Here is a 25,923-nt window from a genome sequence, read left to right as displayed (position 1 = left end):
CTCACCGGATTCCGGCCTGCATGCATGCGTCCGCGAGCGCCTTCCTGCACGCCGAGGCCATCGGCGTCGCGGGCTGCGTCCTCAGCGACGTGCGGATGCCCGAGATGGACGGGATCGAACTCCTGCGCCGCCTGCGGGCCGCCGGGTCGGACCTGCCGTTCATCGTGATGACGGGCCACGCCGACGTCCCGCTTGCGGTCGAGGCGATGAAGGCGGGAGCGATGGACTTCATCCAGAAGCCCTGCGCCGGGGAGGCCTTGCTCGAACTCGTCGGCCGCGGGCTGGACAGGTGGCGCGAGATGTCCGCCGGGAAGGCGCGGCAGGCCGACGCCAGCGCCGGGATCGCCGTCCTGTCGAAGCGGGAATTGAGTGTCCTCGAAGAGGTGGCGCGCGGGAAGGCGAGCAAGGTCGTCGCGCACGAGCTCGGGATCAGCGTCAGGACCGTCGAGGTCCACCGGGCGAATATCCTCGCCAAGCTGAAGGTCGACAACACGACTTCGGCCATCGCCAAGCTCGTGGCTTCCAGGACCTAGGACCGTCTCGCGGAGCGCTGCCCTTCGATTCCGGCTCCCGCCGCCTCAGTCCGTCTCGCAGACCCGGTGAGTGTTCCGGCCGGCGTTCTTCGCTCGGTAGAGGGCGGCATCGGCGCGGCGGTACAGGTCTGCCGGAAGCTCGCCCTTGCGAGCCCGCGCGATGCCGATGGACACCCCGACTTGAAACGCCTGGCTCCCCGCCAGGATCGGCTCGCCGACGCGTCCTGCGATAAGGGACGCGAGGCGCTCGGCCACGTCGATCGGTCGATCGAATATGAGGGCGAACTCGTCCCCGCCGATCCGGGCGACGAGCGTTCCATCCTCGCAGACCGACCGCAGGCGTGTCGCCACGGCCTTCAGGACATCGTCGCCGGCCGAATGGCCGAACCCGTCGTTCACGCCCTTGAAGCCGTCGAGGTCGAGCAGCATCAGCGTTGCGCCGTCCGCGGTGACCGCGTCCGCGATGGCACCGTTGAACTCCGCCCGATTCTTGAGGCCCGTCAGTTCGTCGTGGTTGGCCAGATAGAGCGTGCGCTCGAGGAGATCCCGCTCGGCCGTGACGTCCCGCTTCACCCCGAAGATGCGGACCGCCGCGCCGGCGTCGCCGACGTCAGCCTCACCCTCGAGAAGGGCGAGATCTTCTGCATCATGGGCCTGTCGGGCTCGGGCAAGTCGACGCTGATCCGCCTCTCCAACCGCCTGATCGAGCCGAGCCTCGGCCAGATCCTCGTGCGCGGGACGGACATCGCCAAGATGAGCGAGGCGCAGCTGCGCGAGGTGCGCGCCAAGCACGTGGGCATGGTGCTCCAGAACGTCGCGCTCCTACCGGAACGCACCGTCCTCGAGAACGCCGCGTTCGGCCTCGAGGTGCAGAAGGTCGAGAAGGGGAAACGCCTCGACGCGGCCCGCTCTGCGCTCGCCAAGGTCGGCCTCTCCGACTGGGCCGACCGTTTCCCGCGCGAGCTTTCGGGCGGCATGCAGCAGCGCGTCGGCCTTGCCCGCGCGCTCGCCGCCGATCCCGAGATCATCCTGATGGACGAGCCCTTCTCGGCGCTCGACCCGCTCATCCGCCGCCAGTTGCAGGACGAGTTCCGCCAGCTTTCGAAGACCCTCGGCAAGTCGGCGATCTTCATCACCCACGACCTCGACGAGGCGATCCGCGTCGGCGACCGCATCGCCATCATGAAGGACGGCGCGATCGTCCAGGTCGGCACCGCCGAGGAGATCGTCCTCAACCCGACCGACGATTACGTCGCCGACTTCGTCGCCGGCATCTCGCGCCTCCACCTCGTGAAGGCGCATTCCATGATGCATCCCGTCGACGCCTTCCGGGCCGCACGTCCGGACGTCGACATCGACGCCCTGCCCAGCGCGAGCGCCGACGCGGACGTCGAGGCGCTGATCCGCATCGTCCTCGACAAGCGGCGCGAGGCGATCGCCGTTCACGACGCGGGAACGCTCGTCGGCGTCGTGACGCTCCGCAGCCTTCTCCAGGGCGTCAAGGGCAAGGGCTCCAACGAGGCGACGGCGCTCTAGGCGCCGGCAAGTTCGAACCGGAGGCGCGCAGGCATGGACCTCTAGCAACTCACACAGTCGTTCGACACCGCGGTCGACGACGGGCTCATCTGGCTCCAGGACAACGCGACCGGCTTCTTCGACGGCCTGCGGGCGCTGCTGGACGGCGTCTACGAGAGCGTCGAATGGTGCCTGTCCGCACTGCCCTTCTGGGTCGTCGCGGTCTTGGTGGGCCTTCTCGGCTGGCGCACCGTCGGCGCCCGCTTCGGCGTCGCCGCCGCGCTCGGCCTCGCCTTCTGCGCCGTCATGGGCCTGTGGCCGGAAACGATGCAGACGCTCGCGCTCGTCCTGTCGGCCAGCCTCCTGGCGCTCGCGCTCGCCATCCCGCTCGGCATCCTCGCCGGCTACAATCCACGGCTGAACGAGGCGCTGACGCCGGTCCTCGACATGATCCAGACGCTGCCGCCCTACATCTATCTCCTGCCGGCGATCGCACTCCTTGGCTTCGGCCCTGCGACCGCCCTGGCGGCCACCGTCGTCGTCGCGATCCCTCCCGCCCTGCGCCTCACGGCCCTCGGCATCCGGCATACGCCGCTCAATTTCCTCGAGCTCGGGCGGGCGAGCGGCACCACATCCTTCGACCTCTTCGCCCGCATCCGCCTGCCCTTCGCCATGCCGAGCATCATGGCGGGCGTGAACCAGACGCTGATGATGGCGTTCGGCATGGTGGTGATCGCCGGCATCGTCGGTTCCGGGGCCTCGGGGCCACGATCTACGACGCCGTGCGCACCCTCGACATCGGCAAGTCGATCGACGGCGGCATCGCCATCGTCATTCTCACCATGGTGCTCGACCGGGTCACCGAAGGCGCGGTGCAGAAGCAGAAGCGAGCCGTCGCATGACCGAGCTGGGCTTCACCCTCTCGCCGGGCTCGTACATCGCGCCCCTGTTTTCCTGGCTGAACACCAACTTCCACGGGTTCTTCGCCGCCGTCTCGACTGGGGTCGAGAGCGTCCTCGCCGCCGTTCTCTGGGTGCTGACCCTGCTGCCGGCCTGGGGGCTCATCGCGGTGGTGGCGGCTCTGGCCTTCGTCCTCGCCGACTGGCGCGTCGCGCTGCTCGCGGTCGGAACGCTCGGCTTCTGCTGGGCGATGAACCTCTGGGCGGCCTCGCTCCAGACGATCGCGCTGGTGCTGGTGTCCGTCACCGCGTCCGTCGCCATCGCCTTCCCGCTCGGCGTCCTCGCCGCACGGCGCCCGAAGGTCGAGGCTGCCTTCCGGCCGGTCCTCGACGTGATGCAGACCGTGCCGCCCTGGATCTACCTCATCCCCGCCATGATGATCTTCAGCCTCGGCCGCGTGCCGGCCCTCATCGCCACCGTCGTCTACGGCGTGCCGCCGATGCTGCGCCTGACGACGCTCGCGCTCAAGCAGGTGCCGAAGAACTTCCAGGAGCTCGGCGACGCGCTCGGCGCCCCCCGCTCGACGGTCCTCTGGATGATCGAGCTGCCGCTGGCGAAGCCCACGCTCCTCGTCGGTCTCAACCAGTGCATCCTCCTGTCGCTCGCCATCGTGGTCCTCGCCGGTCTCGTCGGCGCCGGCGGTCTCGGCGCCGAGGTGACGCGCGGGTTGATGCGCATGGAGATCGGCATCGGCCTTCGAGCCGGCCTGTCGATCGTCGCCGTCGCGCTCCTCCTCGACCGCCTGTCGCGCGCCGCCCTCGACCGCGCGCCGCGCCGCGGCCTCGCCTGAACCTATCGCAGCATCGGGAATACCGGCATGACCATCGAACAGCGGATCGGCATCATCGTCGGCAACGGCTGGCTCGGAAGCGCGATCGCCTCGGCCGCCGTCGCGGCGGGCGCAGTCGATCCCGCCCGTCTCACGGTTTCGGGACGGAGCGACCTGTCGACCTTCCCCGACCTCCCCGGCGTCCACCGCACCAACTCGAACGACGAGCTCGTCGAGCGCTCCGACGTCGTGATCCTGTCGGTCGGTCCGGCGCAGTTCGCCGACGTGCGCATCGGGGCTGCGGGCAAGCTCGTCGTCTCCGTCATGGCCGGTATCCCCGCCGCCCGGATCGCAGAGCGGACCGGCGCCGCGCAGGTCGTGCGCGCGATCCCGAACGCGGCCGCCGCCATTCGTCGCTCGTTCACGCCCTGGTTCGCCACGGCCCCGGTGAGCGCATCCGGCAAGACTCTCGTCCAGGCGCTGTTCAAGGCCTGCGGCGAGGCGGCCGAGGTGCCGGACGAGGGTCATATCGACTATTGCGTCGGCATGACGGGATCGGGCGCCGCGTTCCCCGCTCTCCTGGCCGAGGCGATGATCGCCCATGCCGTGGCTGACGGTCTGCCGCGCGACTTCGCCGAGCGGGCGGCCAAGGGCGTCGTCGCCGGGGCCAGCCAGCTCCTCGCCCAGCCCGGCGCGGACGCGGCACGCGTCGTCCGGGAGATGATCGACTATCGCGGCACCACGGCGGCGGCCCTTCTCGCGATGCGCGAACGCGGGTTCGACGAGGCCGTGGCCGCCGGGCTTGCGGCCGCGTCGGAAAAAGCCGCCGCGATGAGCAAGGCCTGACGGGGGACGGGACGGATGGAAACGGAACGCTCCACGACCCGGCGCGACACAGCGCTGCAGACCTTCGTGAACCGCCTGCGCGAGGCCTTCGAGGCGGCACGAACGAGCCCGGACAGCGACGCCGCGCTCGGGCGCATCTTCCAGGCGCTCGACAGGGTCGCACCCCGCGGAACGACGGCACCCGAACGCCTGCCGGTGTGCGAGCACCTGCCGACGGCGATCGCCGCGGTGCGGACGGCCCGGCCCCCCTTCGCGGACCTTGCCGAAGGCTTCCGGGCGATCGAGCCGGACCTTCGCTGGGCGCGGCGCGCGTCCGGCGGCCCTCATTCCAGCGACAACTGGCCGGACGGCCACGCCAACGCGACCATTCTCGGCTCGGGCGGGCTGGAGGATCGGCGGGACGTATCCGTCGGCGTGTCGCTTCTGGCCCCGAACGTGCGCTATCCCGACCACGATCATGGCCCGGAAGAGGTCTATCTCGTCCTCTCGCCCGGCCGCTTCCAGCATGGGTCATCCGGCTGGTTCGAGCCCGGCATCGGCGGCACGCTCTACAACGAGCCGAACATCCGCCACGCCATGGCGTCCGACGATGCGTCGCTCCTGGCGTTCTGGTGCCTCTGGATGGGTGGGGCGACCTGAAAGGACGTCGCGGATCGCCGGCCGTTCGATGCGCCAAACCCACACAGGGAATGGGTCCATGCCCACGCTTCTCGTCATTAGCCACCCCGAGGTGATCGTCGATCCCGGCAGACCGGTCGAGCGATGGTGCCTCAGCCCGACGGGCGTCGATCGCATGCGGACCTTCGCGCAGTCCCCGATGGCCGCCAACGTCGGATCGATCTGGTCCAGCACCGAAACGAAGGCGATCGAAGCCGCCGGCATTCTGGCCGGAGCTCTCGGCGTCGGAATCCGCGTGTCGCACGACCTCGGCGAAAACGATCGCAGCGCGACCGGCTTCCTTCCCCCGGACGAGTTCGAGAGCGTCGCCGACAGGTTCTTCGCATCTCCCACGCAGAGCGTTCGCGGATGGGAGCGGGCCGTCGATGCACAAGCGCGCATGCGCAAGGCCGTCGCTCGGATCGCAGACAATCACCGGGAAGGCGATCTCGCCATCGTCGCGCACGGGGCGGTCGGCACGCTTCTGTTCTGTGCCCTATCCGGGAAGCCGATCAACCGATCCTTCGACCAGCCGTTCCAGGGACACGTCTGGACCGCAGCCCTTCCCTCGCTACAGCCCATCACGGGCTGGACACCAATCGCACCTCGCATCTGAGCTGTCGCCGATCCGCCGATCCCGCGGGGACGCTGCCGGATCGGATTTCGGCCCCTTGCAGACGAACGGTCCGATTGTTGGTAGGACGGACCGCATGACGGACCAAGCAAACATTCGCGTGCAACGCGCCGATCATGTCGGCTTCGCTGTCGCATCCCTCGACGCGGCCCTCCGGTTCTGGATCGATGGGCTCGGCGCGCGGCTCGTGCGGACGGGCGAAATGGGAGGTGCGTTCCTTGGTCAAGTGACGGGAGCGCACGGGGCCGAGGTTCGCCTGGCGATCGTCTCGCTGGCGGATCAGATGATCGAACTCCTGGAGTATCGGGGGTTGGATCGACCAAGCGTGCCGGCCAAGCCGTTCGACCCTGGCTTTGCGCATCTGGCCCTCGTGGTCGATGACATCGACGCACTCCTCGCGCGGATCGCCCCCTACGGATGGAAGGCACAAGGCACGCCACAGCTGATCACGGGCGGCGCGCGGGCGGGGACACGGGTGATATACGTCGTCGGCCCTGACGGTGGGACGATCGAGTTCATGCAGCCGCCAGCTAGCGCGCAAGACCACTGATCTCGCCGAGATAACATCCGCTTTCCACCCGGTCAGGACGATCTCTCCCGTGGAATCGAATGGCATGGAGCGGTCGGTCCGGACATGTCCGAGGGTGCCTTTCCCGTGCGCCCCCGTCCGGCATGGAGACGAGTGCCGCCGATGGGGCGGGGACGGGTCACACGGCTCGCGCGACCGAGGACCGCCAGACGAGGGATGCCTCGAACACGCGATCGGCAGCGCCCTCGACGATCCCGTCCGCGACGATCCGCACCGTCCAGTCGGCGATATCATCGACGGGCTGCGCGAAGGTCGTCAGATCGTAGGACGCCCAGCCGGCCTGCTCGATGTCGTCGAAGCCGATCACGCCGACCTCGTCCGGCACGCGGCGCCGGAAGCGGTGACGGGCGGCGTCCATGACCCCGCAGGCCAGGAGGTCGGTCACGGCGAAGACGGCATCGGGTGGATCGTCGGAGGAAAACAGCGCCGTCCCGCCCTGAAGACCGCTCTCGTAGGCGGTCGCGCCGCCCTCCCAGACCGCGACCTCGACGCCGGCGGCGCCAGCAGTCGCCAGAAAGCTGTCCCGCCGGATCGTCAGGCTCGGCGTGCCGATCCCCGAGGTGACGATGGCCAGGCGGCGATATCCGGCGCGAAGAAACAGGGTCGCGGCCGTTTTCGCTGCCATCGCATTGTCGACGGAGAGATTGACCGTGCCCGGCAGATGATCGTTCCGGTTGAGAAGGACAAGACGCTGCCCGCTGTCGAGGCAGCTTTGCGCGATCGAGCGGTAGGGCGTGCCGGACAACACCACCGTCGCGTCGGCGCGGTAGTTGAGCGTCTGGCGCAGAGCCCCCTCCACGTTGCCGGAGGCCCGCCCGGCATTCAGCACCATGACGACCTTGCCCGCCTCCTGAAGCGATCGCGACAGGCTCTCGAGCAGCCGCGAGAGATAGGGCGTGTGGATGTCGGCGACGACGAGGCAGACGATGCCCGTCTGCTGGCGCATCAGCCCGCGTGCGAGGTGGTTCACGTGATAGCCGAGTTCGGTCGCCGCCGCCTCGACCTTGGCGCGGGTGTCCGCCGAGATGCTCGCGCCGGGCGTGAAGGCACGCGACACGGCCGAGCGCGAGACCCCGGCCAGCCGTGCCACCTCCTGCGCGCTGGCGAAGGCGGGCCCGGCGGTCACATCGCGCGTCGTCTTGTTCAGGACCCTACCCTCTTGCAATGCCGTGCACCTCTTGCCGGGACCATATTGACGGCCTGATCGGCAGTTGACAATCGATGACGCAACGTCGAGCTTGCACAGGAGTGCAAAACGATAACGATGCTGGGAGGCTCGACCATGCGCACCAAACTTCTCGTCACGACCATGCTTTTCGGCGCCCTGGCGGCGGCCCTGCCTGCCCACGCCGCCGGCACGCTCAACCTCGTCTGCGCCGCCGACGTGAAGTGGTGCGAGCTGATGGAGCGGGAATTCGAGGCGAGCCACGACATCGACGTCAACATGGTGCGGATGAGCTCGGGTGAGGCCTATGCGCGCCTGCGCGCCGAAGCCCGCAATCCGAAGACCGATGTCTGGTGGGCGGGCACGGGAGACCCGCACCTCCAAGCCGCCGACGACAACCTGACGCTGGAATACAAGTCGCCCGCCTTCGACCAGTTGCAGCCCTGGGCGCAGCGCCAGGCCGAGGTGTCGGGCTTCAAGACGGTCGGCGTCTATTCCGGCGCGCTCGGCTGGGGCTACAACACGCAGATCCTGGAGAAGAAGGGGCTGGCCGCGCCCGCCTGCTGGAAGGACCTCACGGACGCCAAGTACAAGGGCGAGATCCAGATCGCCAATCCCAACTCCTCGGGCACGGCCTACACCGCCCTCGCCACGCTCGTGCAGCTGATGGGCGAGGACGAGGCCTTCGCCTATCAGAAGGCGCTGAACGCCAACGTCACCCAGTACACGAAGTCGGGCTCGGCCCCGGTGAAGGCGGCGGCGCGCGGCGAGACCGGCATCGGCATCGTCTTCATGCACGACGCCGTCGCCATGACCAAGCAGGGCTTCCCCGTAAAGACCGTGGCGCCGTGCGAGGGCACCGGGTTCGAGGTCGGCTCGATGTCGATCGTCAAGGGCGCCAAGAACCTGGAGAACGCCAAGGTCTTCTACGACTGGGCGCTGTCGCCCGAGGTCCAGTCGAAGGCCGGCGAGGCCGACAGCTTCCAGCTGCCGTCGAACAAGGGCGCGACCGTGCCGCCCGAGGCGCCCAAGCTCGATGACATCAAGCTCATCGACTACGACTTCGCCAAGTACGGCAACGCCGCGACGCGCAAGGCGCTGCTCGAGCGTTGGGACCGCGAGATCGGCGCCGCCGCCAACTGATCCGGCCTCGGCGGGCGCCGCCTCGGCGCCCGTCGTCCTCCAGTCCTCGGGAGATCCAGCCGATGGATTCGCGCGCGCGCCGGCTCGACGGTGCTCTCACCCTCGCCCTCGTCGCCTTCGTCCTTCTGCCCTGGTACGGCATCGGAGGCGGCCTCTGGTCGCTTCGCTGGCTCGGTGCGTGGCCCCTCTCCCCGGACGCCGCGCCGGGCCTCCTCCAGATCGGCCTGCGCTCGGCGCTCTGGCTCGTGCCACTCGCCGCGCTCGTCGCCGCGGCCGTCGCCCTGCGCTTCGTGTCCCCCGGCGAGCGGCGCGGGCGGTGGCTCACGGCCGTCGGCGGCATTGGCCTCGCCTTTCTCGTCTCGGAAGGTCTGGCGATCGGCTACGGCGGCTGGAACTGGAGCGGATGGGAGAGCCTCTTCGGCGCACTGGACGACGGCCAGCCACCGTTCGGCCTCGGCGCTTTCGCGCTGGCGCTCGCCTTCCTTCTCTTTCTCTCGTTCGGCCTTGCCGAGCGCGGGCGCCTGCGCGGCGACGCCTTCGTCCTGTCGGCCATCGCGCTCGTCGTCGCGCTTGTCACCGCCTTCGTGCTTTATCCGCTGGCGAGCCTCTTCGCGGGCGCCTTCCAGGCCATCGACGGCTCGTTCGACGCGACGAGCTTCCTCGCCAACATCCAGGACCCGTCGATCTGGTCGCTCGCCTGCCTGACGGGCGCCGGCAGTTGCGGCCTCGCCTGGCGCACGGTGACGCTCGCGATCTGCACCGGCCTCGGCACGACGATCCTCGGACTCGCCTTCGCGCTCGTCGCCACGCGCACGGCCTTTCCCTTCAAGCGCCTGCTGCGCCTCCTGACGATCCTGCCCATCATCACGCCGCCCTTCGTCATCGGCCTTGCCCTCATCCTCCTGTTCGGGCGCTCGGGCGTCGTCACGCAAGGCATCCTGACCCTGACGGGCCTCGACGGCGGCCGCTGGCTCTACGGCCTGCCCGGCATCTGGATCGCTCAGATGCTGAGCTTCACGCCGATCGCCTTCATGGTGTTGATCGGCGTGATGGAGGGCATCAGCCCGGCGATGGAGGAAGCGGCGCAGACCATGCGCGCCAACCGCTGGCGCACGTTCTGGACCGTCACCTTCCCGCTCATGCGCCCCGGCCTCGCCAACGCCTTCCTCGTCGGCTTCATCGAGAGCATGGCCGACTTCGGCAATCCGCTGGTGCTCGGCGGCAGCCACGGCGTCCTGTCCACCGAGATCTTTTTCGCGGTCGTCGGCGCGCAGAACGATCCGGCCCGCGCCGCCGTCCTCGCGCTCGTGCTTCTCGGCTTCACGCTCTCGGCCTTCTTCCTCCAGCGGCTCTGGCTGCGCGGGCGCAGCTACACCACCGTTACCGGCAAGGGCGATGCCGGCCGCCATGTGCCGCTCGACCCGAAGCTGCGCGCTGCCGCGGTCAGCGTCGTCTCGATCTGGGTCGTCTTCACGCTGACCGTCTACGCGATGATCGTCGCCGGCAGCTTCGTGCGCACGCTCGGCCTCGACAACACCCTGACGCTCGAACACTACGCCAAGGCCTTCTCGGTCTCGGCCGGAGACGCGGGCCTTCGCTGGACGGGCGTCGCGTGGGACTCGTTCTGGACGACGATGGAGATCGCGCTCATCGCCGCGCCCCTCACCGCGCTCCTCGGCCTCCTCTCGGCCTATCTCCTGGTGCGCCAGCGCTTCGCCGGGCGCGAGATGCTCGAATTCGTGCTGATGCTCTCCTTCGCCATCCCCGGCACGGTGATCGGCGTCTCCTACGTCCTCGCCTTCAACCTGCCGCCGATCGAGATGACCGGGACGGCGCTGATCCTCGTGATCTGCTTCGTGTTCCGCAACATGCCGGTGGGCGTTCGCGGCGGCATCGCGGCCATGAGCCAGCTCGACCGCAGCCTCGACGAGGCCTCGCTGACGCTCGGCGCCAATTCGTTCACGACGCTGCGGCGGGTCGTGCTGCCGCTGCTCAAGCCCGCCATCGTCGCGGCGCTCGTCTACTCGTTCGTGCGCTCGATCACCTCGATCAGCGCCGTCATCTTCCTCGTCAGCGCCCAGTACAACATGGCGACCTCCTACATCGTCGGCCTTACCGAGAACGGCGAGTACGGCGTCGCCATCGCCTATTCCACCATGCTCATCGTCGTCATGATCTGCGTGATCGCGCTGTTCCAGCTCGCGGTGGGCAAGCGCACGCTGCGGCGCGAGACCCGCAACGCCGCCCCGGCGGCCGCCGCCACGCTTTCGCAGGAGACGCCCGCATGACCCAAACCCCCGCGGTGAAAGGGTCCGTCCGCTTCGACGCCGTCGAGAAGCGCTTCGGATCGGTGGTCGCCATCCGCTCCCTGTCGTTCGACATCGAGCCGGGAACGCTCGTCACGCTGCTCGGCCCCTCCGGCTGCGGCAAGACCACGACGCTGCGCATGCTGGCGGGCCTGGAGCAGCCGACGGCCGGGCGCATCCTCATCGGCGGCCGGGACGTCACCAACCTGCCCGCCAACGAGCGCGACGTGTCGATGGTGTTCCAGTCCTACGCACTCTTTCCGCACATGAGCGTCGGCGAGAACGTCGCCTACGGCCTGCGCTCGGGCGGCCGGCCGAAGCGCGAGGCCCAGGAGCGCGCGAAGCAGGGCCTCGCGCTCGTCGGGCTGGACGGCTATGCCGAACGCCTGCCGAGCGAGCTTTCGGGCGGCCAGCAGCAGCGCGTGGCCGTGGCGCGCGCCCTCGTGCTGGAGCCCCAGGTGCTCCTCCTCGACGAGCCGCTGTCCAACCTCGACGCACGTCTGCGCCGCCATGTGCGCACCGAGATCCGCGAACTGCAGCAGCGCCTCGGCTTCACCGCCGTCTACGTGACGCACGACCAGGAGGAGGCGCTGGCCGTCTCCGACCGGATCGTCGTCATGCAGGCCGGCGAGATCGCCCAGGCCGGCACGCCGCGCGAGCTCTACGAGACGCCGGCCTCTTCCTTCATCGCCGATTTCATCGGCGAGGCGAACGTTGTCCCCTGCGAGGTCCGACGGCGCGAGGACGGACGGCTTGAGGCCCGCCTCGGCGACCTGCGACACCCGGTGCGTGCCGCGCCTGCGCCCACGCGCGAGGGTGCCGCCAAGCTCGCGATCCGCCCCAACGCCATCACGCTCGGCGAGCCCGGCCCCGGCCGCCTCGACGGGCGTGTCGCCAGCGCCGCCTATCTCGGCGACCATATCGAATACGAGGTCGAGACCGCCCACGGCCGCCTCTTCGTCGTCGATACGGCCATCGAGACCGTCCGCCCCGTTTCCAGCGACGTCGGCATCGGGCTGCACGAGCGCGGCGTCGCCCTGATCCCTGCCTGAGAGAACACCCATGTCCGAACCGATCGAGCCCACCCGGACCGCCGTCGCGGACCGCCAGAGCCTTGCGGAAGCGATCGCCCGCGAGGGCGGCCGCGTCGCGCTCGCCTACTTCCGTGACCGGTCCCGACTGACGATCGACCAGAAGATGAACGGCCAGGACGTCGTCTCCATCGCCGACAAGGAGGTCGAGACGCTTCTGCGCGAGCGGATCGCCGCGCGCTTTCCCGACGATGGGCTGCTCGGCGAGGAATACGGGCTTCAGGACGGCTCGTCGGGCTTTCGCTGGGTCATGGACCCGATCGACGGCACGAGCCCCTTCGTCTTCGGCATCCCCGCCTGGTGCGTGTCGATCGCCGTGATGGAGGGCGAGACGATCGTGGCCGGCGTGATCTACGCCCCGACCACCGACGAGCTCTACTCCGCCCGGCGCGGCGGCGGCGCGACGCTCAACGGCCGGCCCATCCGCGTCTCCGGCGAGGCGACGCTCCAGACCGGCATCCTCGGTCTCGGCGCCAATCACCGCGTTCCGAGCACGGTCGTCTCGCGCGCCATCGGGCGGCTTCTCGACGAGGGCGGCATGTTCATCCGCAACGGATCGGGCGCGCTGATGATGGCCTATGTCGCCGCCGGCCGCCTCGCGGCCTATTGGGAGCCCCACATGAACGCGTGGGACTGCTATGCGGGCTTCGTGCTGATCGAGGAGGCGGGCGGCTGGATCGTCGACCCGTCCGGCTGGAGCGCGATGATGGCAGGCGGCCCCGTGGTGGTGGGCTCGCCGGGCACCCGGTCGGACCTCCTGCGCATCATCGACGCATACGCCGCCTGAACGGAGCGGTGCCGGCACCACTCCCCTCATCCTCCGGCCGATCCGTCGGCCAAGGCCCCCGTGATCGCCTTCCCTCTCCGCCGGCTGCGGATCGTCGATGGTTCGGGACGCTGGTGCAGGCCACGCTCCGGCGTTCGTCCGCCCTCGGTCGGGCGGGCCGGACCCCACCGGTCCTCGGTAGGCGATCTGCCGCGATGTCCGGCGCCGAACGGCCGCACATGTCCCGTCCCGTCGCCGGAAACGGCACGCGCGCCCGTCCGGGCGTGACCGGCAGCGGTCAGGCGTCCGGGCGCTCAAGGCACGTCGCGACGGTTCCGAGCGTGAAACGGACGCCGTCCGGCGCATAGTCGAGGTGGGCGCTCGCCTCGAAGTTCGCCGCGATCACCCGCTCCAGAAGCTTCGAGCCGAAGCCGCGCCGCCGTGGCGCGGCGACCGGCGGACCGCCCGCCTCCACCCACTGGAACCAGAACCGCCCGCCGTCTGCGCCCCATCGCACGCTGGTGCGGCCGGCGGCGTTCGACAGGGCGCCGTATTTGACGGCGTTGGTCGCCAGTTCGTGGATAGCGAGCGACAAGCCGATGGCCTGCTGGGACGACAGGCGCAGATGCGGACCGTCCAGGAGGATGCGCCCCGTCCTGTCGTCGTGCGGCGAGATCGCGGCCCGGATGACGTCCGCGGCGTCCGCTTCCTCGAACGTGGAGCTTGCGGTGAGGATGTCCTGCGCCCGCGCCAGGGCACCGAGACGAGCGTCGATGGCCATGCGACCGGCGTCCACGCTCTCGGCCTGGCGCAGCGTCTGCGAGGTGATGGCCTTCACCACCGCCAGCGTGTTCTTCATGCGGTGCGCGAGCTCGAGGTGGAGAACGCGCTGCTGCTCGTCCTGCCGGATGCGGGCGAGCGCCGCCTGCGTCCGGTCGGCGACCTGACGCACGAAGAGGATATCCTCGGGCGACAGCGGGTGAAGATCCTCGAAGTGAACGAAGGCGACCATCACGAAGCGGCCCCTCTTGATGACCGGGAAGTTGAGAAGGACGCGGATGCCGAGCGACACGATGGCCTCGGCGTTCGCCATCGTGCGCGGGTCCGTCGTCACGTCCTCGATGACGACGATCTCGCCGGCTTTCAGGTCTTCGATATAGGTCCCGTAGTCGCGAAACCGGAACAGGCCCTCGATCGCCACGGCCCCGTTCCGCCGCCAGTTCTCGTGCATCATGACCGTCTCGGCCTCTGGATCGACCGTGCCGATGCCCGCGCGGGTCGCGCCCAGCGTGCGGGCCATGACCTCCGAGGCGGCCATGGCGACGGCGTGGGTGTCCGTCAGGGTTCGCAGGTGCTCGCCGAGTTCGGCCAGCGCCGTCTGGCGCCGCAGCTGATCGACATGCGCGGTCACATCGTGGCCGACGGTGAAGATGCCGACGACCGCACCGTCCTCCACGATCAGCTGGTAGTGGATGTCGAGGTAGTTCTGGACGCCCGGCACCGCGGGGTCGGGCTGGGGCGACCAGGGCGAGGCCCGCATCGTGCGCGGCACCTCGGTCGCGAAGATCTCGTCGAGAATGTCCGCGTAGCCCTGGTCGACGGCGTCCGGCAACGCGTCGCGTACGCCGAGCCCGATCACGTCGCGTCCCCCCTCGGCCTGCCGGTGGGCCGCGTTGACCAGTTCGAAGACATGATCCGGTCCGCGCTGGAGGGCCATGAAGCTCGGGGTGTGGTCGAACAGCGAGGCGAGCGTCTCGTGCCCGCGTTTAGATTGCGCGCTGGTCTGCCGAAGGCGCTCGACGAGAGCGTCGCGTTCGCCGAGAAGCTGCCGCATCTCGATCTCAGTGACAACCTGCCTCGCCAGATGGCGCAGGACCGCCGACTGCCGGTCCGTCAGCCCGGCCGGACGCGGCAGCGTGTCGATCACACGGAAGGCACCGAGCGCCTGTCCGCCCGACGACACGAGCGGGACGCCGGCTTAGAAGCGGATGGCCTCCGGTCCCGTCACAAGGGGATTGACCGCACTGCGGGCGTCGAGCGTCAGGTCGGGAATGACGAGGATCTCGGAGCCGCCGAGCGTGAAGGCGAAGATCGATCGGTCGAGCGTCGTCTCGGCGGGCTCGAAACCGACGCGCGCCTTGAACCACTGACGCTCCCGGTCCAGGAGGCTGACGAGCGCGATGGGCATCTCGCAGATCTCGCAGGCCACGGCCACGATCGCGTCGAACGCGTGCTCCGCCGGCGTGTCGAGGATGCCGAGCCCGTCCAGAGCCTTCAGCCGGATAGGGTCGCGCACCGCATCCGCGGGGAACGAAGCGCCCATCGGGGCGTTCGCAAGGTCCGTGACTGAATTCGTGGACATCTCGACGGCCTAGCCTGCCACCTGCCGCAGGCGCCTCGCGCTTGGAATGTAGCGGAACGACCCGCCTTGGGAAGTTCGGAGGCGGCGCGTTCGGGAACTGCTTCGCCGATGCCTTGCCGTCGGCCGCCAGGCGGGCTTCCGCCCATGCGTTCCGCGGCCGCTCCGAATGCTGTGCCTCCGTCAAAACCGGCCGGCTCAGGGGCCGGCATCGTACGGTGACAGGGGGATCGTCGCGGCGCTCATCACCTCTTCATCCCGTCGTGGTAGGCGACGCGCATGACACGTTGGCTCTCCACCACCAAACGATGGGCCCGGACGATCAAGCGCGACGTTCACGCGCTCTGGATCGCCGCCCGAGACCCTCGCACACCCGTTTCGGCGAAGATCGCAGCAGGCGCCGTGGCCGCCTACGCCCTGTCGCCGATCGACCTGATCCCCGACGTCATTCCCGTCCTCGGCTATCTCGACGACCTCGTGATCGTGCCGCTCGGCATTCTGCTTGCGGTGCGGCTGGTGCCCGCCGACCTGATGGCCGAGTTCCGCAGCGCGGCGGAGGCGAAGGGCTCACGGCCGGTGAGCCGGGGCGGGCTGCTGTTCGTCGTGGCGATCTGGCTCGTCGCAGGCGCGGCGGCATCGTGGTTCGCGTGGCGGTCTCTCAGCGGAAACTGAGGCGACGCGGTCCGGCGCGGCCCGCGCCTGTCGGCTGATCGGCCGGCCCCCGTGCGATGGGCTCCTTCGCTTCCGCCTGCGCTGGACCCGCCGCCGACAGGCGCATCGCTCGCACGCCTGATCGCGCGACCCCGGCGACCGCGCGGGCGAAGGCCGCGCCCACGGCCGTCGGGCGCGAGCTCGTGCCGCTCGTCAAGCGGATGCTCGACGAGTTCGACACGTCGCTGTTCTCGGTGCGCGAGCTCGGCCGGCGCCAGTCCGTGGTGGTGACCATCGCCTGCCTGCCGACGGCGGCCTTCCGCTTCCTGCCGCGGGTCATCAAGCGCTTCAATGAGCAGTACCCATAGATCCGCTTCCGCATCCTCGATCTCAGCGCCTCGGACGGGCTGGCGAGCGTGGCGCGCGGCGAGGTCGAGTTCGGCATCGACCTGTCGGCGTCATCGGACCCCGATCTCCAGTTCACGCCGCTGATGGACGATCCGTTCGTCCTGGCCTGCCGCAGGGATCATCCGCTCGCCGCGACGGGCGGCCCGATCCGGCGGTCGGAACTGGAAGGGCACCGGCTCATCACGGTCGGCCGGACCAGCGGCAACCGGACGCTGCTCGATGCGGCGCTGGCGCGCTCGAACCTGCGCCTGCAATGGTTCTACGAGGTGACCCACCTCTCGACATCGCTCGGCCTCGTCGAAGCGGGGCTCGGCGTCTCCGTCCTTCCGCGACTCGCGACGCCGCAGGACGACCACCCCCATCTCACCACCCGGCCGCTCATGGAACCCGAGGTGTCCCGCTCGATCGGCGTGGTTCGCCGACGCCAGAGCCGCCTGTCACCGACCGCCGGGCACTTTCTGGAAATGCTTCCCGGCGAGTGGCGCAAGGCGCAGGCCGGCGCGCCGGCGAGCCCCTCCCCGGACGCCCGCCGCCTCCGCCCCTCGCCCGAACGCGACGCCGCCGGGTAAAACGGGGCGGTCCGTGCCGCCTTCGGACGACATGCCCTTTCGGCCGAGGCGGCGAGACAGGGCGGGGAGCGGACGAGCCCCCGGAGCGTCCGCCTAGAGCGCCGCATCGATGCGCTGCGCGACCTCGGGGCTGACCCACGTCTTCCAGAGGTCCGGGCGCGTCTGGAGGAAATGCAGCGCGCCGTCCTTCCCGGTCCCCTGGTTGTCCGTCGTCCAGGCCATCACCGCGTTCAGCGTGTCGTTGCTCCAACTGCGCGCCTTGAGGTAGCCGATGACGGCCGGGTCGGCCGCGTCGGCAAACTTTTTCGAGACCATCGTCGACACCTTTTCCACCGGCCAGGCATTCGGCTTCGGGTCGGGGCAATCGGCCACGGAGGTGCAGCGCGACCATTCCTCCTTGTTCTCCGGCACGCCGAAGTCGACCTTCACCATGTCGACCTTGGCGAGGAGGCCGGTCGGCGAATAGTAGTAGCCGAGCCACCCCTTGCGGTTCTCGTAGGCCCGCAACAGCGCACTATCGAGACCGGCCGACGAGCCGGGATCGATCAGCTCGAAGCCCTTTTCCTGGAACCCGAAGGCCTTGAACAGCTGCGACGTGATGGTCGCCGCGCCCCAGCCGGACGGGGCGCCGTAGAAGCCGCCCTTCGACGGATCTTCCGGCGAGGGGAACAGTTCGGGATGGGCAAGGACGTCCGCGACCGTCCTGATGTCGGGATGCGCCTCCTGGATGTAGCGGGGCATGAACCATCCGTTCAATCCGCCGTCGAGAAGGATCGGGCCGAGTTCGACCACGCGTCCTTCCCCGATCCCGTCCTGGATCAGCTTGGGCGCGACGTTCTCCCAGGCCTCGGGGACGATCGAAGGCTCGCCCCTTTCGATCATGGACGTGAAGGCGGTGATCGTGTCGCCGGAGATGATGTCGGCGTCGCAGCCGAACCCTTCCGTCAGGATGAACTTGTCGAGCTCGGCCGCGATGTCGCCGTTCTGCCAGCTCATGCCCGCGATGGACACGGGCCCGCAGTCCGCGAGGGCACTGCCGGACAGGAGGATGAGAGGGAGTGCGAGCTTGATGGCGGCCATTCTCATGATCTTCATCCCCTTGGGTTGTTGCTAGTCTTCGATGAAACATTCGGGCCGACCGCGCGCGGGTGCTATAGGCCCTCGTCCGCGGCGGCCCTGGAACCGGCGGGCTGACCGACATGCCGGCCGACGCCGTCGGGTCTCGGCAGCCCTGCGTGCAGGCCGGCCAGCGCCGCCACCTTCGAGCGCACCTCCGGCGGTGCCGGAACGGATCGGCCGGCTTTCGTGTCGACATGCAGGAGCATGTGCTCGCCGGTGGCGAGAAGGCTCCCCGTCGCCGCGTCGAACATCCGGTGGAAGACGTGCAGCCGCTTGTCGTCGGCGGCGATCACCTGCGTCGTCGTCAAGAGGCTCTGGCCGATCGTCGCTTCGCCGAGGTGCCGGATATGGCTTTCGACGGTGTAGTAGCTTCGCCCGGCCTCGATATAGGCCATGTCCACACCGACGAGACGCAGCAGCGCGTCGGTGGTGTCTCCGAACACCTGGAGGTAGCGGTGCTCGGTCATGTGTCCGTTGTAGTCGACCCAGGCGCTCGCGACCCGGGTTTCGAGAAGGCGCAGCGGTTGCGTCGCGTCCCGGGGGGTCTCGACCGGCCCGGCCGAGCGCCAGAGCCGATGCTCGAAGTCCTTCAGGAGCTTGCCGGCGCCCCAGCCGCGGCCTCCGTCGCCCCCCTTCAGCGCCTGAAGGATCCCGACGAGGTTCTCGTCGCGGATGCGCTCCAGTTCGCGGATGGAGCGGCCGCCCGCCTGTTCGTCGGACTGCCGGCCGATCTTCTCGACCAGCGCGTCGTCGAGATCGACGACATCGGTGAGTTTCGTCCACGGCCACTGGAGGCAGGGCCCGAACTGGGCGAGGAAATGGCGCATGCCCGCTTCGCCGCCGGCGATCCGGTAGGTCTGGAAGAGACCCATCTGCGCCCATCGGAGGCCGAAGGAGTAGCGGATCACGTCGTCCAGCGTCTCGACGGTGCAGATGTCGTCGTGGATCAGCCAGAGTGCCTCGCGCCAGAGCGCCTCGAGCAGCCGGTCGCCGACGAAGGCTTCGATCTCCCTGGCGATGGGGACGCCCTTCATGCCGATCGCCTCGAGCCGGTCGATCGCGGCCGCGACCGTCTCCGGCGCCGTCTGCCGGCCGCCGACGATCTCGACCAGCGGCAGGAGGTAGACCGGGTTGTAGGGATGGGCGACGAAGACGCGGCCGGGATGGTGGAGGCCCTCCTGAAGGTCGCTCGGCAGGAGGCCGGAGGTGGACGAGCCGATCAGGGCATCGGGCCGGGCCGCCGCGTCGATCTTGGCCAGCACCGACCGCTTGAGGTCGAGCCGCTCGGGCACGCTTTCCTGGATCCAGTCGGCCTCCGCGACCGCCTCCTCGAGCGTCCGGCAGAAGGTCAGCGTGCCGCGCGGCGGAAGCGGCGCCCCGGTGAGAAGGCCGTAGGCCCGCTCGGCGTTGGCGACCACCTCCGCGACGATCCGCTCGGCCTCCGGGTGCGGGTCGAAAACCCCGACGTCGATGCCGGCGAGGAGGAAGCGGGCGATCCAGCCGCCGCCGATGACGCCGCCGCCGACGCAGGCCGCCCGGGCGATCCGGCTCATGCCCGGCCTCCGCGCTTCTGGAGCTTCAGCCGCTCGCGGACCTCGGCCGGGCCGACGATCCGCGCCCCCATCCCTTCCGCGACCTGCGCCGCCTTCTCGACGAGCTGGGCGTTGGTCGCCAGAACCCCCTTGCCGGCGTAGAGATTGTCCTCGAGGCCGACACGGATGTTGCCGCCCGCCAGCACCGCCGCCGCAGGGTAGGCGAGTGCGTTGCGGCCGATCGAGAAGGCCGAGAACGTCCAGCCGGGCGGCACGTTGTTGACCATCGCCATGAAGGTGTTGAGGTCGTCGGGCGCCCCCCAGGGAATGCCCATGCAGAGCTGGATCAGCACGGGATCCTCGATCAGGCCTTCCTCGACGAGCTGCTTGGCGAACCAGAGATGCCCGGTGTCGAAGGCCTCGATCTCCGGCCGGACGCCGAGCTCGGTCATTCGGGCGGCCATGGCGCGAAGCATGCCGGGCGTGTTGGTCATCACGTAGTCGCCGAGGCTGAAGTTCATCGTGCCGCAGTCGAGCGTGCAGATCTCGGGCAGGCACTCGGCGATGTGGGACACGCGCTCCGTGGCGCCGGCCATGTCGGTGCCCTGCACGTTCAGCGGAAGCGGGCTTTCGACGTCGCCGAAGACAAGGTCGCCGCCCATGCCGGCGGTGAGGTTCAGGACGACGTCGACCTCGGCGCTGCGGATGCGGTCGGTCAGCTCCCGGTAGAGATCGTTGCGCCGGCTGGCCGCCCCCGTCTCCGGGTCGCGGACGTGGCAATGGACGACCGCGGCCCCGGCCTTCGCCGCGTCGATCGCGGAGGCCGCGATCTCCTTCGGCGTGATCGGCACGTTCCGCGACTTCGCCACCGTATCCCCACTTCCGGTGACGGCGCAGGTGATGAACACGTCTCGGTTCATGGCAAGGGGCATGGCCTTCCTCCTGGCTTGCGAGGCCATTACGAAGGAAGCGGGACGCCGACAGTTCGCATAAACGGAACCGTTCTCGACGAAATCGGAAATTACGCGACCGATGCGTGTGTCTCGATGGCGCCCCCCCGGACGGAACAGGCCGTTCCTCCCGGCCGCGACGGGGCGATCGCTCAGCGATCCGTCGGTGGGCGAGCGCGATCCAGGAGCCGCCGCCGCGTTTCCGACGGGCTCTCGGCGAAGCAGGCCCGATAGCTGCGGGCGAAGGCGGAGGCGGAGTTGAACCCGGCGTCCGCCGCGATCTCGACGAGCGGGGACTGCGTCTCGATGACCTTGCGCCGGGCGGCGTTCAACCGGAGCGCCAGGTAATGGGCATGGGGAGCCGAGCCGAGGGATTGCCGGAACAGGCTCTGGAGATGCCGGGAGGTGACGCCGAGGCGGCGGGCGATGCGGGACAGGGGGATCGGCTGCTCGATATGGCCCTCCATGATCTCGAGCGCGCGCGAGACGCGGCTGTCGCCGACCTTGCGCGTGCCCGATGGTGCCGGCGGCGGTTCGCTCAAGGACGTCGCGCGCTCGTAGCTGAAGAGCCGGCCGACCTCGAAGGCCAGCGTCTCGCCCTGTCGCCTGCGGATGATCTCGAGCATCAGGTCCACCGTCGGCATCGGCCCCGCCGAGGTGATGCGCTTGCCGTCTATGACGAAGCGGTCTTTGATCAGGTCGACCTGCGGATGAACCAGGGCGAATTCCTCCCGGTCCTCCCAATGGATGGTCGCCTTCGCACCGTTGAGAAGGCTCGCGTCCGCCAGAAGCCAGGCGCCCGATTCCACGCCGACGATGAGGCTCCGGTAGCGCGCGGCGCGCGACAGCCGCATACGAAGATCGCGCGACGCCGCCGCACGCCAGTTGTAGCTCGCCAGCACGAAGAGCGGCCGCTCGTCCGGCTCCCGGTCGAAGGGCCCGTTGGCCGGGATCGGCAGGCCGCTCGTCGTTGGAACGGGCAGGCCCTCCAGCGTCAGCACCCGCCATCGGTAGAGTTCGCTGCCCGATATCCGGTTCGCGCCGCGAAGCGGTTCGACAACCGCCGCGAACAGGAGAAGGTTCGTATCCGGCAGCACGAGAAGATCGAGATCGAGCCGTTCGCTCGAGCGAAGCAGCATGGATGTTGCCTCCAGACGGCGCCAAGCGCCTTCGCTCAGGGAAGCTACAGGAAACCGTCGGGGAACGCTCCGGCGCCGTCTCTGCATCCTCGCGCCGGGGCGGCGAACCCCGCCGGCCGATCTGCGCAACGCAACGGCCGGCCGGGCGGGATGCCTCAGGCGATGACGCCGCCGCCGTCTACCCGCACGGTCGAGCCCGTGGCGAACGGCGTCGTCATCAGGAACAGGACGGCGTTGGCGATGTCGTCGGGTTGGCCGACGGTCCTGGCAGGCAGGTTCGCCGCCGCACGCTCGAACATCGCCTGCCTCGCCTCGTCCGACAGCTTCGACCACAGCGGCGTGTCGATCGTGCCGGGCGAGACCGTGTTGACGCGGATCGGGGAGAGTTCCAGCGCCAGACCGCGTGCCAGGCCGTCGAGCGCGGCGTTGATCGCCCCTTGCGTGACCGATGCCGCCGACGGGCGATCGGCGAGATAGCCGGTGATGAAGGTCAACGAGCCCCGATCATTGATCCTGGCAGCGCGGGCGATCCGGTAGGCACCCCAGAACTTGCTCTCCATCGCCTTGCGCGCGTCCTCGAGCGGCAACTTGCGCACCGGGCCAGTCGCGGTCTGTGCGGCCGACACGACGACATGATCGAAGGTGTCGCGCGCAGCGAAGAAGGCCTCGATCGCGTCCATGTCACCCGTGTCGAGAACCGAGGCCTCGGCATCGGGTCCCAAGGCGGCGCGCGCCTCGTCGAGCTTGGCCTGAGAGCGGGACGCGATCGTCACCGCCGCCCCGACCCGATCGGCCTGCCGGGCGATGGCGAGCCCGATGCCCGAGCTTCCGCCGACCACCAGCACGCGGCGTCCGTTGAGTTCCTTCATCGTCTGGTTCCTTTTCAGCCTTCGATCGGCCCTGGAACGCGCCAGGGCGTCGATCCGGTTCAACTGCCATGCGGAGAGGGGCAGGCTCATCCGGCCGCTGCCCCGTCCTGCGGCTCAGAGGTCGGGAAAGAGACCCCGGACCGGGCTCACGCTTTCGAGCAGCGAGGCGACGTGCAGGATGGTCGATTCCGCCTGCCAGGCGCCGACGACCTGCACGTTGATCGGCAGGCCCTCCCGGCTCGTCCCGAACCGCATGGCGAGCCCGGGCAGTCCGGTGACGTTGAGCGGCACGGTCGCGCCCTGGAGATAGGTCGCGTCGACCTCCTGGCCGTCGATCGTGAACCGGTCGACCCCGTGCTTGTGGGCGGGGATCGGCAGGACATGCGTGATCAGGGCGTCGAAGCGCGTGAAGTAGTCGGCATAGCCGTCGCGCAGCCGCTCGGCCGCCTCTTCGGCGTCGATGAAGTCGGCCATCGACGTGTCGGGCAGGGACAACATCGTCTTCGCCATCTTGTACATCTCGCCCTCGTGGCCGCGCGTCGCTCGCGCGAAGGCGGGCTTCATCTCCATGACGTGCAGCCGGTTGAAGACGTCGAGTGCGAAGTCGCGCTCCAGCGCCGGAATGCCGACAGGCTCGACATGGACGCCGAGCCCCCCGAGCGCTTCGGCAGCCGCCTTCACGGTCGCCGCGACCTCCGGGTCGACGGGCCCGAAGCCGGGGCCGACCATCCAGCCGACGCGCAGCGGTCGGTCCGGCCGCGCGCCAAGCCCTGCATCGAAGCCGCCCGCGATGGTCGAGAAGGCGTCCTGGCCGTCGGGGCCGGCAAGCTGCGAGAAGGCGAGCGCCACGTCCCGCACCGAGCGGGCCATCGGCCCGACATGCCAGAAGCGGCGCGGCGCGCGCGGCCAGATGCCGGTCATCGGCACGCGGCCGTGGGTCGCCTTCATCGAGGTGATGCCGGTCTGGGCAGCCGGTCCGCGCACGGAGATGGCGAGATCGGTGCCGAGGCCGAGCGGGGACATGCCGGCCGCGATCGCCGCCGACTCGCCGCCGCTGGAGCCGCCCGGCGTGCGGGTCAGGTTCCAGGGGTTGTTCGAGCGGCCGGACAGGAGATTGTGGCTTTCGATCCAGTAGGAGAACTCCGGCAGGTTGGTCTTCGCCAGAAGCACGCCGCCGGCCGCCTTCATGCGCGCGACGCTGGTGGCGTCGCGGTCGGGCGTGCGCCCCCGGAAGATCGGCGAGCCGCGCTGCGTCGCGACACCGGCCGTGTCGATCGAGTCCTTTACCGTGAAGGGGACGCCGTGAAGCGGGCCGAGGTCCTCGCCTGCCATGACGGCGGCCTCAGCGGCCCTCGCCGCGTCAAGCGCGCTTTCGGCGACGGTGACGATGGCATTGACCTTGGGGTCGACGGCTTCGATGCGATCGAGATGCGCCCGGACGACCTCGACGGGCGAGACCTCCTTCGAGCGGATCAGTTCGGCCAGACCGGACGCGTCGAGGCGGGTGAGCGAATGGGTCATTTAGAGAATCCTATCTATCACTTGATAGGCAAAACCTATGGCTTCACAAACCGCGCATCAACGTCTATCTATCACTTGGTAGAAAAAATTTTGCAGAGGCCGACGATGGGTTCGAACGTCCGGGAAGACATCATGACCGCCGCACGGCGCGCGGCGCAGGCGCACGGTTACACCGGGCTGAACTTCCGCGAACTCGCGGCCGAGGTCGGCATCAAGAGCGCGAGCATCCACTACCACTTCCCGACCAAGGTCGATCTCGGCGCGGCGGTGGCCAAGCGCTACTGGGAGGATTCGCAGGCCGTCCTCGACGGCATCTGGAACGGCGGGCCCGGCGCTTCGCAGGCCTTGAGGGCGTATCCGGACACGTTTCGCCGGTCGCTCGAGAACGGCAACCGCATCTGCCTGTGCAGCTTCATGTCGGCCGAGCACGACGACCTGCCGGACCCGGTGAGGCAGGAGATTTCCCGCTTTGCCGAGATCAACGTGGCCTGGCTGACGAGGGTCCTGTCGGCCGCGACCGACATGGAGACTGGTGCCTGCGAGCGCCGCGCCCGCGCGATCTTCGCGGCCGTCGCCGGCGCCCAGCTCATGGCCCGCAGCCAGGCCGACGTCGGCGTGTTCGACACCCTGATCGAGGGGTATCGGGACGCCGGGCTGCTGCCCGCCTGACGGCGTCGGGGAGAGCCGGGCGGATCCGCGCCGGCTTCAGGTGCCGCGGGTCGATCGCCCGGCGCGAAGGGCGGCAGGCGACCGGAGGGTCGCCGACGGAAGGCTAGAGCCAGCCCTTGCGCCGGAACCACCAGTAGGGGACGGCGGCGGAGACGATCATCATGCCGAGCGCCATCGGATAACCGACGCGCCAGGACAGCTCGGGCATGTGCTCGAAGTTCATGCCGTAGATCGTGCCCACCAGCGTCGGCGGCAGGAACAGGACTGCGGCGATCGAGAAGACCTTGATGATCGTGTTCTGCTCGATGTTGATGAGGCCGAGCGTCGCGTCCTGGAGGTAGGCGATCTCGGCCTCCGTGCGCGCTTCGTATTCCGAGAGCGAGCGGATGTCGCGCTCGACCGATTCGAGGCGCTGCAGCGCGGCGTCCTTGATCCAGGGTGCGCCCGGCCGAGCGAAGAGGACGAGGCGGTTCAGGCTGAGAAGGCTTTCGCGGATGATCGCCAGCATGCGGTTCTTGCGGCCGAGCCGGATCAGGAGCTGGCGCAGGACCATCGAGCGTTCCTCGGCCTTGCGCACGTCCTCGTCGCCGTAGAAGATCGCGGTGGACACCTCGCCGATCTCGGCCTCGGTCGCTTCCAGAAGATCGGCGACGCGCTCGAGGACGCTTTCCAGAAGCGAGCCGAACACCGTTTCGGACGACAGGTCGGCATCCGTCGACTTGGCCGCCTTGGCATCGAAGGCGCGGAACGGCATCAGGTCGGCGTAGCGGACCGTGACGAGGCAGCGCCGGGTCAGGACGAACGTCACCTGCGCGCGCGAGGGCTGGGTCTGCCCCGCCGCCTGGACGAGGACGGCCGTCATGACCAGCGCCCCGTCCTCCTCGTAGAGACGCGAGGACTCCTCGATCTCGGCCATCTCGTCCTTCGTCGGCACCTCGATACCCAGCATCCGCTCGACGGCGCGCTCCTCCTCGCGCGTCGGGTCGTGGAGATCGATCCAGACGAGCCCGTCCGGCATCTTCGAGCAGTCGCTGCCCGACGGCTTCAGCCGGCCGCCGTCGACGGTGTGAAGCGTCAGCATTGGGAGGCCACGCGCGGAAGGGCGACCACCGTATCCCGGCGGCCGGACATCGGGGTCATGAGCCCGTCGCACCGCATGCCCC

24 protein-coding genes and 2 pseudogenes are annotated in these 25,923 nt (G+C 69.3%); 15 read left to right on the top strand and 11 right to left on the bottom strand.

Annotated features, from left to right (window positions below; genetic code table 11):
- The coding region (locus QZ753_RS03785; protein ID WP_294641356.1) for a response regulator at positions 1-533 on the top strand (533 nt) is incomplete at its 5' end.
- 45 nt (positions 534-578) lie between these two features.
- Here QZ753_RS03785 and QZ753_RS03780 read toward each other — a convergent pair.
- On the bottom strand, positions 579-1,106 hold the full coding sequence (locus QZ753_RS03780; protein ID WP_294641355.1) for a GGDEF domain-containing protein: 528 nt from the start codon (positions 1,104-1,106) through the stop codon (positions 579-581).
- Here QZ753_RS03780 and QZ753_RS03775 point away from each other — a divergent pair.
- The 7 genes and pseudogenes from QZ753_RS03775 (at position 1,077) to QZ753_RS03745 (ending at position 6,464) form a co-directional block, all read left to right on the top strand.
- Positions 1,077-2,069 (top strand): glycine betaine/L-proline ABC transporter ATP-binding protein, encoded by a 993-nt coding sequence (locus QZ753_RS03775; RefSeq protein WP_294641359.1) that lies wholly within the window; start codon positions 1,077-1,079, stop codon positions 2,067-2,069. The two genes, QZ753_RS03780 and QZ753_RS03775, sit on opposite strands and share 30 nt — an antisense overlap.
- A gap of 87 nt (positions 2,070-2,156) precedes the next feature.
- Positions 2,157-2,950 (top strand): annotated as a pseudogene (locus tag QZ753_RS03770) (ABC transporter permease).
- Positions 2,947-3,798: a proline/glycine betaine ABC transporter permease gene (locus tag QZ753_RS03765; protein WP_294641354.1), complete on the top strand. Its 852-nt coding sequence runs from the start codon at positions 2,947-2,949 to the stop codon at positions 3,796-3,798. Before QZ753_RS03770 ends, QZ753_RS03765 begins: the two are co-directional and overlap by 4 nt.
- A gap of 27 nt (positions 3,799-3,825) precedes the next feature.
- A complete protein-coding gene (locus QZ753_RS03760; RefSeq protein WP_294641353.1) occupies positions 3,826-4,623 on the top strand; it encodes a pyrroline-5-carboxylate reductase dimerization domain-containing protein in 798 nt (265 codons plus the stop codon).
- A 15-nt stretch (positions 4,624-4,638) separates the two neighbouring features.
- A complete protein-coding gene (locus tag QZ753_RS03755) occupies positions 4,639-5,262 on the top strand; it encodes a dimethylsulfonioproprionate lyase family protein (RefSeq protein WP_294641352.1) in 624 nt (207 codons plus the stop codon).
- A gap of 58 nt (positions 5,263-5,320) precedes the next feature.
- Positions 5,321-5,896 (top strand): histidine phosphatase family protein, encoded by a 576-nt coding sequence (locus QZ753_RS03750; protein ID WP_294641351.1) that lies wholly within the window; start codon positions 5,321-5,323, stop codon positions 5,894-5,896.
- A gap of 94 nt (positions 5,897-5,990) precedes the next feature.
- Positions 5,991-6,464, top strand: a complete 474-nt coding sequence (locus QZ753_RS03745) for a VOC family protein (protein ID WP_294641350.1) — start codon at positions 5,991-5,993, stop codon at positions 6,462-6,464.
- 157 nt (positions 6,465-6,621) lie between these two features.
- Here QZ753_RS03745 and QZ753_RS03740 read toward each other — a convergent pair whose 3' ends face one another.
- Positions 6,622-7,629 (bottom strand): LacI family DNA-binding transcriptional regulator, encoded by a 1,008-nt coding sequence (locus tag QZ753_RS03740; RefSeq protein WP_294641349.1) that lies wholly within the window; start codon positions 7,627-7,629, stop codon positions 6,622-6,624.
- 183 nt (positions 7,630-7,812) lie between these two features.
- On the opposite strand from QZ753_RS03740, the gene QZ753_RS03735 reads away from it, so the two are divergent.
- From QZ753_RS03735 to QZ753_RS03720, 4 genes are all read left to right on the top strand, one after another.
- Entirely contained in the window at positions 7,813-8,811 is a 999-nt protein-coding gene (locus tag QZ753_RS03735) for an ABC transporter substrate-binding protein (protein ID WP_294641358.1), read from the top strand.
- 62 nt (positions 8,812-8,873) lie between these two features.
- Complete coding sequence (locus QZ753_RS03730; RefSeq protein WP_294641348.1) at positions 8,874-11,099, top strand: iron ABC transporter permease; 2,226 nt, start codon at positions 8,874-8,876, stop codon at positions 11,097-11,099.
- Entirely contained in the window at positions 11,096-12,169 is a 1,074-nt protein-coding gene (locus tag QZ753_RS03725; RefSeq protein ID WP_294641347.1) for an ABC transporter ATP-binding protein, read from the top strand. The genes QZ753_RS03730 and QZ753_RS03725 overlap by 4 nt, the downstream gene beginning before the upstream one ends.
- Positions 12,170-12,179: 10 nt before the next feature.
- A complete protein-coding gene (locus tag QZ753_RS03720; RefSeq protein WP_294641346.1) occupies positions 12,180-12,995 on the top strand; it encodes an inositol monophosphatase in 816 nt (271 codons plus the stop codon).
- 277 nt (positions 12,996-13,272) lie between these two features.
- Here QZ753_RS03720 and QZ753_RS03715 read toward each other — a convergent pair whose 3' ends face one another.
- Together QZ753_RS03715 and QZ753_RS03710 are read right to left on the bottom strand one after the other, a co-directional pair.
- On the bottom strand, positions 13,273-14,937 hold the full coding sequence (locus QZ753_RS03715; RefSeq protein ID WP_294641345.1) for an HWE histidine kinase domain-containing protein: 1,665 nt from the start codon (positions 14,935-14,937) through the stop codon (positions 13,273-13,275).
- A gap of 15 nt (positions 14,938-14,952) precedes the next feature.
- Positions 14,953-15,336 carry a hypothetical protein gene (locus QZ753_RS03710; protein ID WP_294641344.1) on the bottom strand — a complete coding sequence of 128 codons (384 nt, stop codon included), beginning with the start codon at positions 15,334-15,336 and terminating at the stop codon, positions 14,953-14,955.
- Positions 15,337-15,612: 276 nt separating this feature from the next.
- Here QZ753_RS03710 and QZ753_RS03705 point away from each other — a divergent pair, with 276 nt between their 5' ends.
- Both QZ753_RS03705 and QZ753_RS03700 read left to right on the top strand, forming a co-directional pair.
- The gene (locus QZ753_RS03705; RefSeq protein ID WP_294641342.1) at positions 15,613-16,005 is read left to right on the top strand and encodes a DUF1232 domain-containing protein; all 393 of its coding nucleotides are present in this window, start codon (positions 15,613-15,615) and stop codon (positions 16,003-16,005) included.
- A gap of 155 nt (positions 16,006-16,160) precedes the next feature.
- Positions 16,161-16,961 (top strand): annotated as a pseudogene (locus QZ753_RS03700) (LysR substrate-binding domain-containing protein); the annotation flags it as partial.
- A 93-nt stretch (positions 16,962-17,054) separates the two neighbouring features.
- Here the strand turns inward: QZ753_RS03700 and QZ753_RS03695 are convergent.
- The 6 genes from QZ753_RS03695 to QZ753_RS03670 all read right to left on the bottom strand — a co-directional run bounded on the left by QZ753_RS03695 (position 17,055) and on the right by QZ753_RS03670 (position 24,091).
- Positions 17,055-18,056 carry a glycine betaine ABC transporter substrate-binding protein gene (locus QZ753_RS03695; protein ID WP_294641340.1) on the bottom strand — a complete coding sequence of 334 codons (1,002 nt, stop codon included), beginning with the start codon at positions 18,054-18,056 and terminating at the stop codon, positions 17,055-17,057.
- A 56-nt stretch (positions 18,057-18,112) separates the two neighbouring features.
- Positions 18,113-19,633 (bottom strand): carnitine 3-dehydrogenase, encoded by a 1,521-nt coding sequence (locus tag QZ753_RS03690; protein ID WP_294641338.1) that lies wholly within the window; start codon positions 19,631-19,633, stop codon positions 18,113-18,115.
- Positions 19,630-20,544 (bottom strand): 3-keto-5-aminohexanoate cleavage protein, encoded by a 915-nt coding sequence (locus tag QZ753_RS03685; RefSeq protein ID WP_294641336.1) that lies wholly within the window; start codon positions 20,542-20,544, stop codon positions 19,630-19,632. Before QZ753_RS03685 ends, QZ753_RS03690 begins: the two co-directional genes overlap by 4 nt.
- A gap of 170 nt (positions 20,545-20,714) precedes the next feature.
- Positions 20,715-21,701, bottom strand: coding sequence for a GlxA family transcriptional regulator (locus tag QZ753_RS03680; RefSeq protein WP_294641334.1), 987 nt, complete (start codon positions 21,699-21,701; stop codon positions 20,715-20,717).
- 155 nt (positions 21,702-21,856) lie between these two features.
- Entirely contained in the window at positions 21,857-22,570 is a 714-nt protein-coding gene (locus tag QZ753_RS03675; protein ID WP_294641333.1) for an SDR family oxidoreductase, read from the bottom strand.
- 114 nt (positions 22,571-22,684) lie between these two features.
- Entirely contained in the window at positions 22,685-24,091 is a 1,407-nt protein-coding gene (locus QZ753_RS03670; protein WP_294641331.1) for an amidase, read from the bottom strand.
- 105 nt (positions 24,092-24,196) lie between these two features.
- On the opposite strand from QZ753_RS03670, the gene QZ753_RS03665 reads away from it, so the two are divergent.
- On the top strand, positions 24,197-24,760 hold the full coding sequence (locus QZ753_RS03665; RefSeq protein WP_294641329.1) for a TetR/AcrR family transcriptional regulator: 564 nt from the start codon (positions 24,197-24,199) through the stop codon (positions 24,758-24,760).
- A gap of 103 nt (positions 24,761-24,863) precedes the next feature.
- Here QZ753_RS03665 and QZ753_RS03660 read toward each other — a convergent pair whose 3' ends face one another.
- Complete coding sequence (locus tag QZ753_RS03660; protein WP_294641326.1) at positions 24,864-25,841, bottom strand: magnesium transporter CorA family protein; 978 nt, start codon at positions 25,839-25,841, stop codon at positions 24,864-24,866.
- Positions 25,842-25,923: the final 82 nt, after the last annotated feature.

The sequence above is a fragment of the uncultured Aureimonas sp. genome, from assembly GCF_913775355.1.
Lineage (GTDB): Bacteria > Pseudomonadota > Alphaproteobacteria > Rhizobiales > Rhizobiaceae > Aureimonas.
This window is presented reverse-complemented; position numbering and strand designations above follow the sequence as displayed.

Excerpts from the sequence above, each read along its gene's own strand:
- QZ753_RS03765 (WP_294641354.1), top strand. The coding sequence starts at position 2,947 with ATGACCGAGCTGGGCTTCACCCTCTCGCCGGGCTCGTACATCGCGCCC.
- QZ753_RS03760 (WP_294641353.1), top strand. The coding sequence starts at position 3,826 with ATGACCATCGAACAGCGGATCGGCATCATCGTCGGCAACGGCTGGCTC.
- QZ753_RS03755 (WP_294641352.1), top strand. The coding sequence starts at position 4,639 with ATGGAAACGGAACGCTCCACGACCCGGCGCGACACAGCGCTGCAGACC.
- QZ753_RS03750 (WP_294641351.1), top strand. The coding sequence starts at position 5,321 with ATGCCCACGCTTCTCGTCATTAGCCACCCCGAGGTGATCGTCGATCCC.
- QZ753_RS03745 (WP_294641350.1), top strand. The coding sequence starts at position 5,991 with ATGACGGACCAAGCAAACATTCGCGTGCAACGCGCCGATCATGTCGGC.
- QZ753_RS03735 (WP_294641358.1), top strand. The coding sequence starts at position 7,813 with ATGCTTTTCGGCGCCCTGGCGGCGGCCCTGCCTGCCCACGCCGCCGGC.
- QZ753_RS03730 (WP_294641348.1), top strand. The coding sequence starts at position 8,874 with ATGGATTCGCGCGCGCGCCGGCTCGACGGTGCTCTCACCCTCGCCCTC.
- QZ753_RS03725 (WP_294641347.1), top strand. The coding sequence starts at position 11,096 with ATGACCCAAACCCCCGCGGTGAAAGGGTCCGTCCGCTTCGACGCCGTC.
- QZ753_RS03720 (WP_294641346.1), top strand. The coding sequence starts at position 12,180 with ATGTCCGAACCGATCGAGCCCACCCGGACCGCCGTCGCGGACCGCCAG.
- QZ753_RS03710 (WP_294641344.1), bottom strand. The coding sequence starts at position 15,336 with ATGTCCACGAATTCAGTCACGGACCTTGCGAACGCCCCGATGGGCGCT.
- QZ753_RS03705 (WP_294641342.1), top strand. The coding sequence starts at position 15,613 with ATGACACGTTGGCTCTCCACCACCAAACGATGGGCCCGGACGATCAAG.
- QZ753_RS03695 (WP_294641340.1), bottom strand. The coding sequence starts at position 18,056 with ATGAAGATCATGAGAATGGCCGCCATCAAGCTCGCACTCCCTCTCATC.
- QZ753_RS03690 (WP_294641338.1), bottom strand. The coding sequence starts at position 19,633 with ATGAGCCGGATCGCCCGGGCGGCCTGCGTCGGCGGCGGCGTCATCGGC.
- QZ753_RS03685 (WP_294641336.1), bottom strand. The coding sequence starts at position 20,544 with ATGCCCCTTGCCATGAACCGAGACGTGTTCATCACCTGCGCCGTCACC.
- QZ753_RS03680 (WP_294641334.1), bottom strand. The coding sequence starts at position 21,701 with ATGCTGCTTCGCTCGAGCGAACGGCTCGATCTCGATCTTCTCGTGCTG.
- QZ753_RS03675 (WP_294641333.1), bottom strand. The coding sequence starts at position 22,570 with ATGAAGGAACTCAACGGACGCCGCGTGCTGGTGGTCGGCGGAAGCTCG.
- QZ753_RS03670 (WP_294641331.1), bottom strand. The coding sequence starts at position 24,091 with ATGACCCATTCGCTCACCCGCCTCGACGCGTCCGGTCTGGCCGAACTG.
- QZ753_RS03665 (WP_294641329.1), top strand. The coding sequence starts at position 24,197 with ATGGGTTCGAACGTCCGGGAAGACATCATGACCGCCGCACGGCGCGCG.
- QZ753_RS03660 (WP_294641326.1), bottom strand. The coding sequence starts at position 25,841 with ATGCTGACGCTTCACACCGTCGACGGCGGCCGGCTGAAGCCGTCGGGC.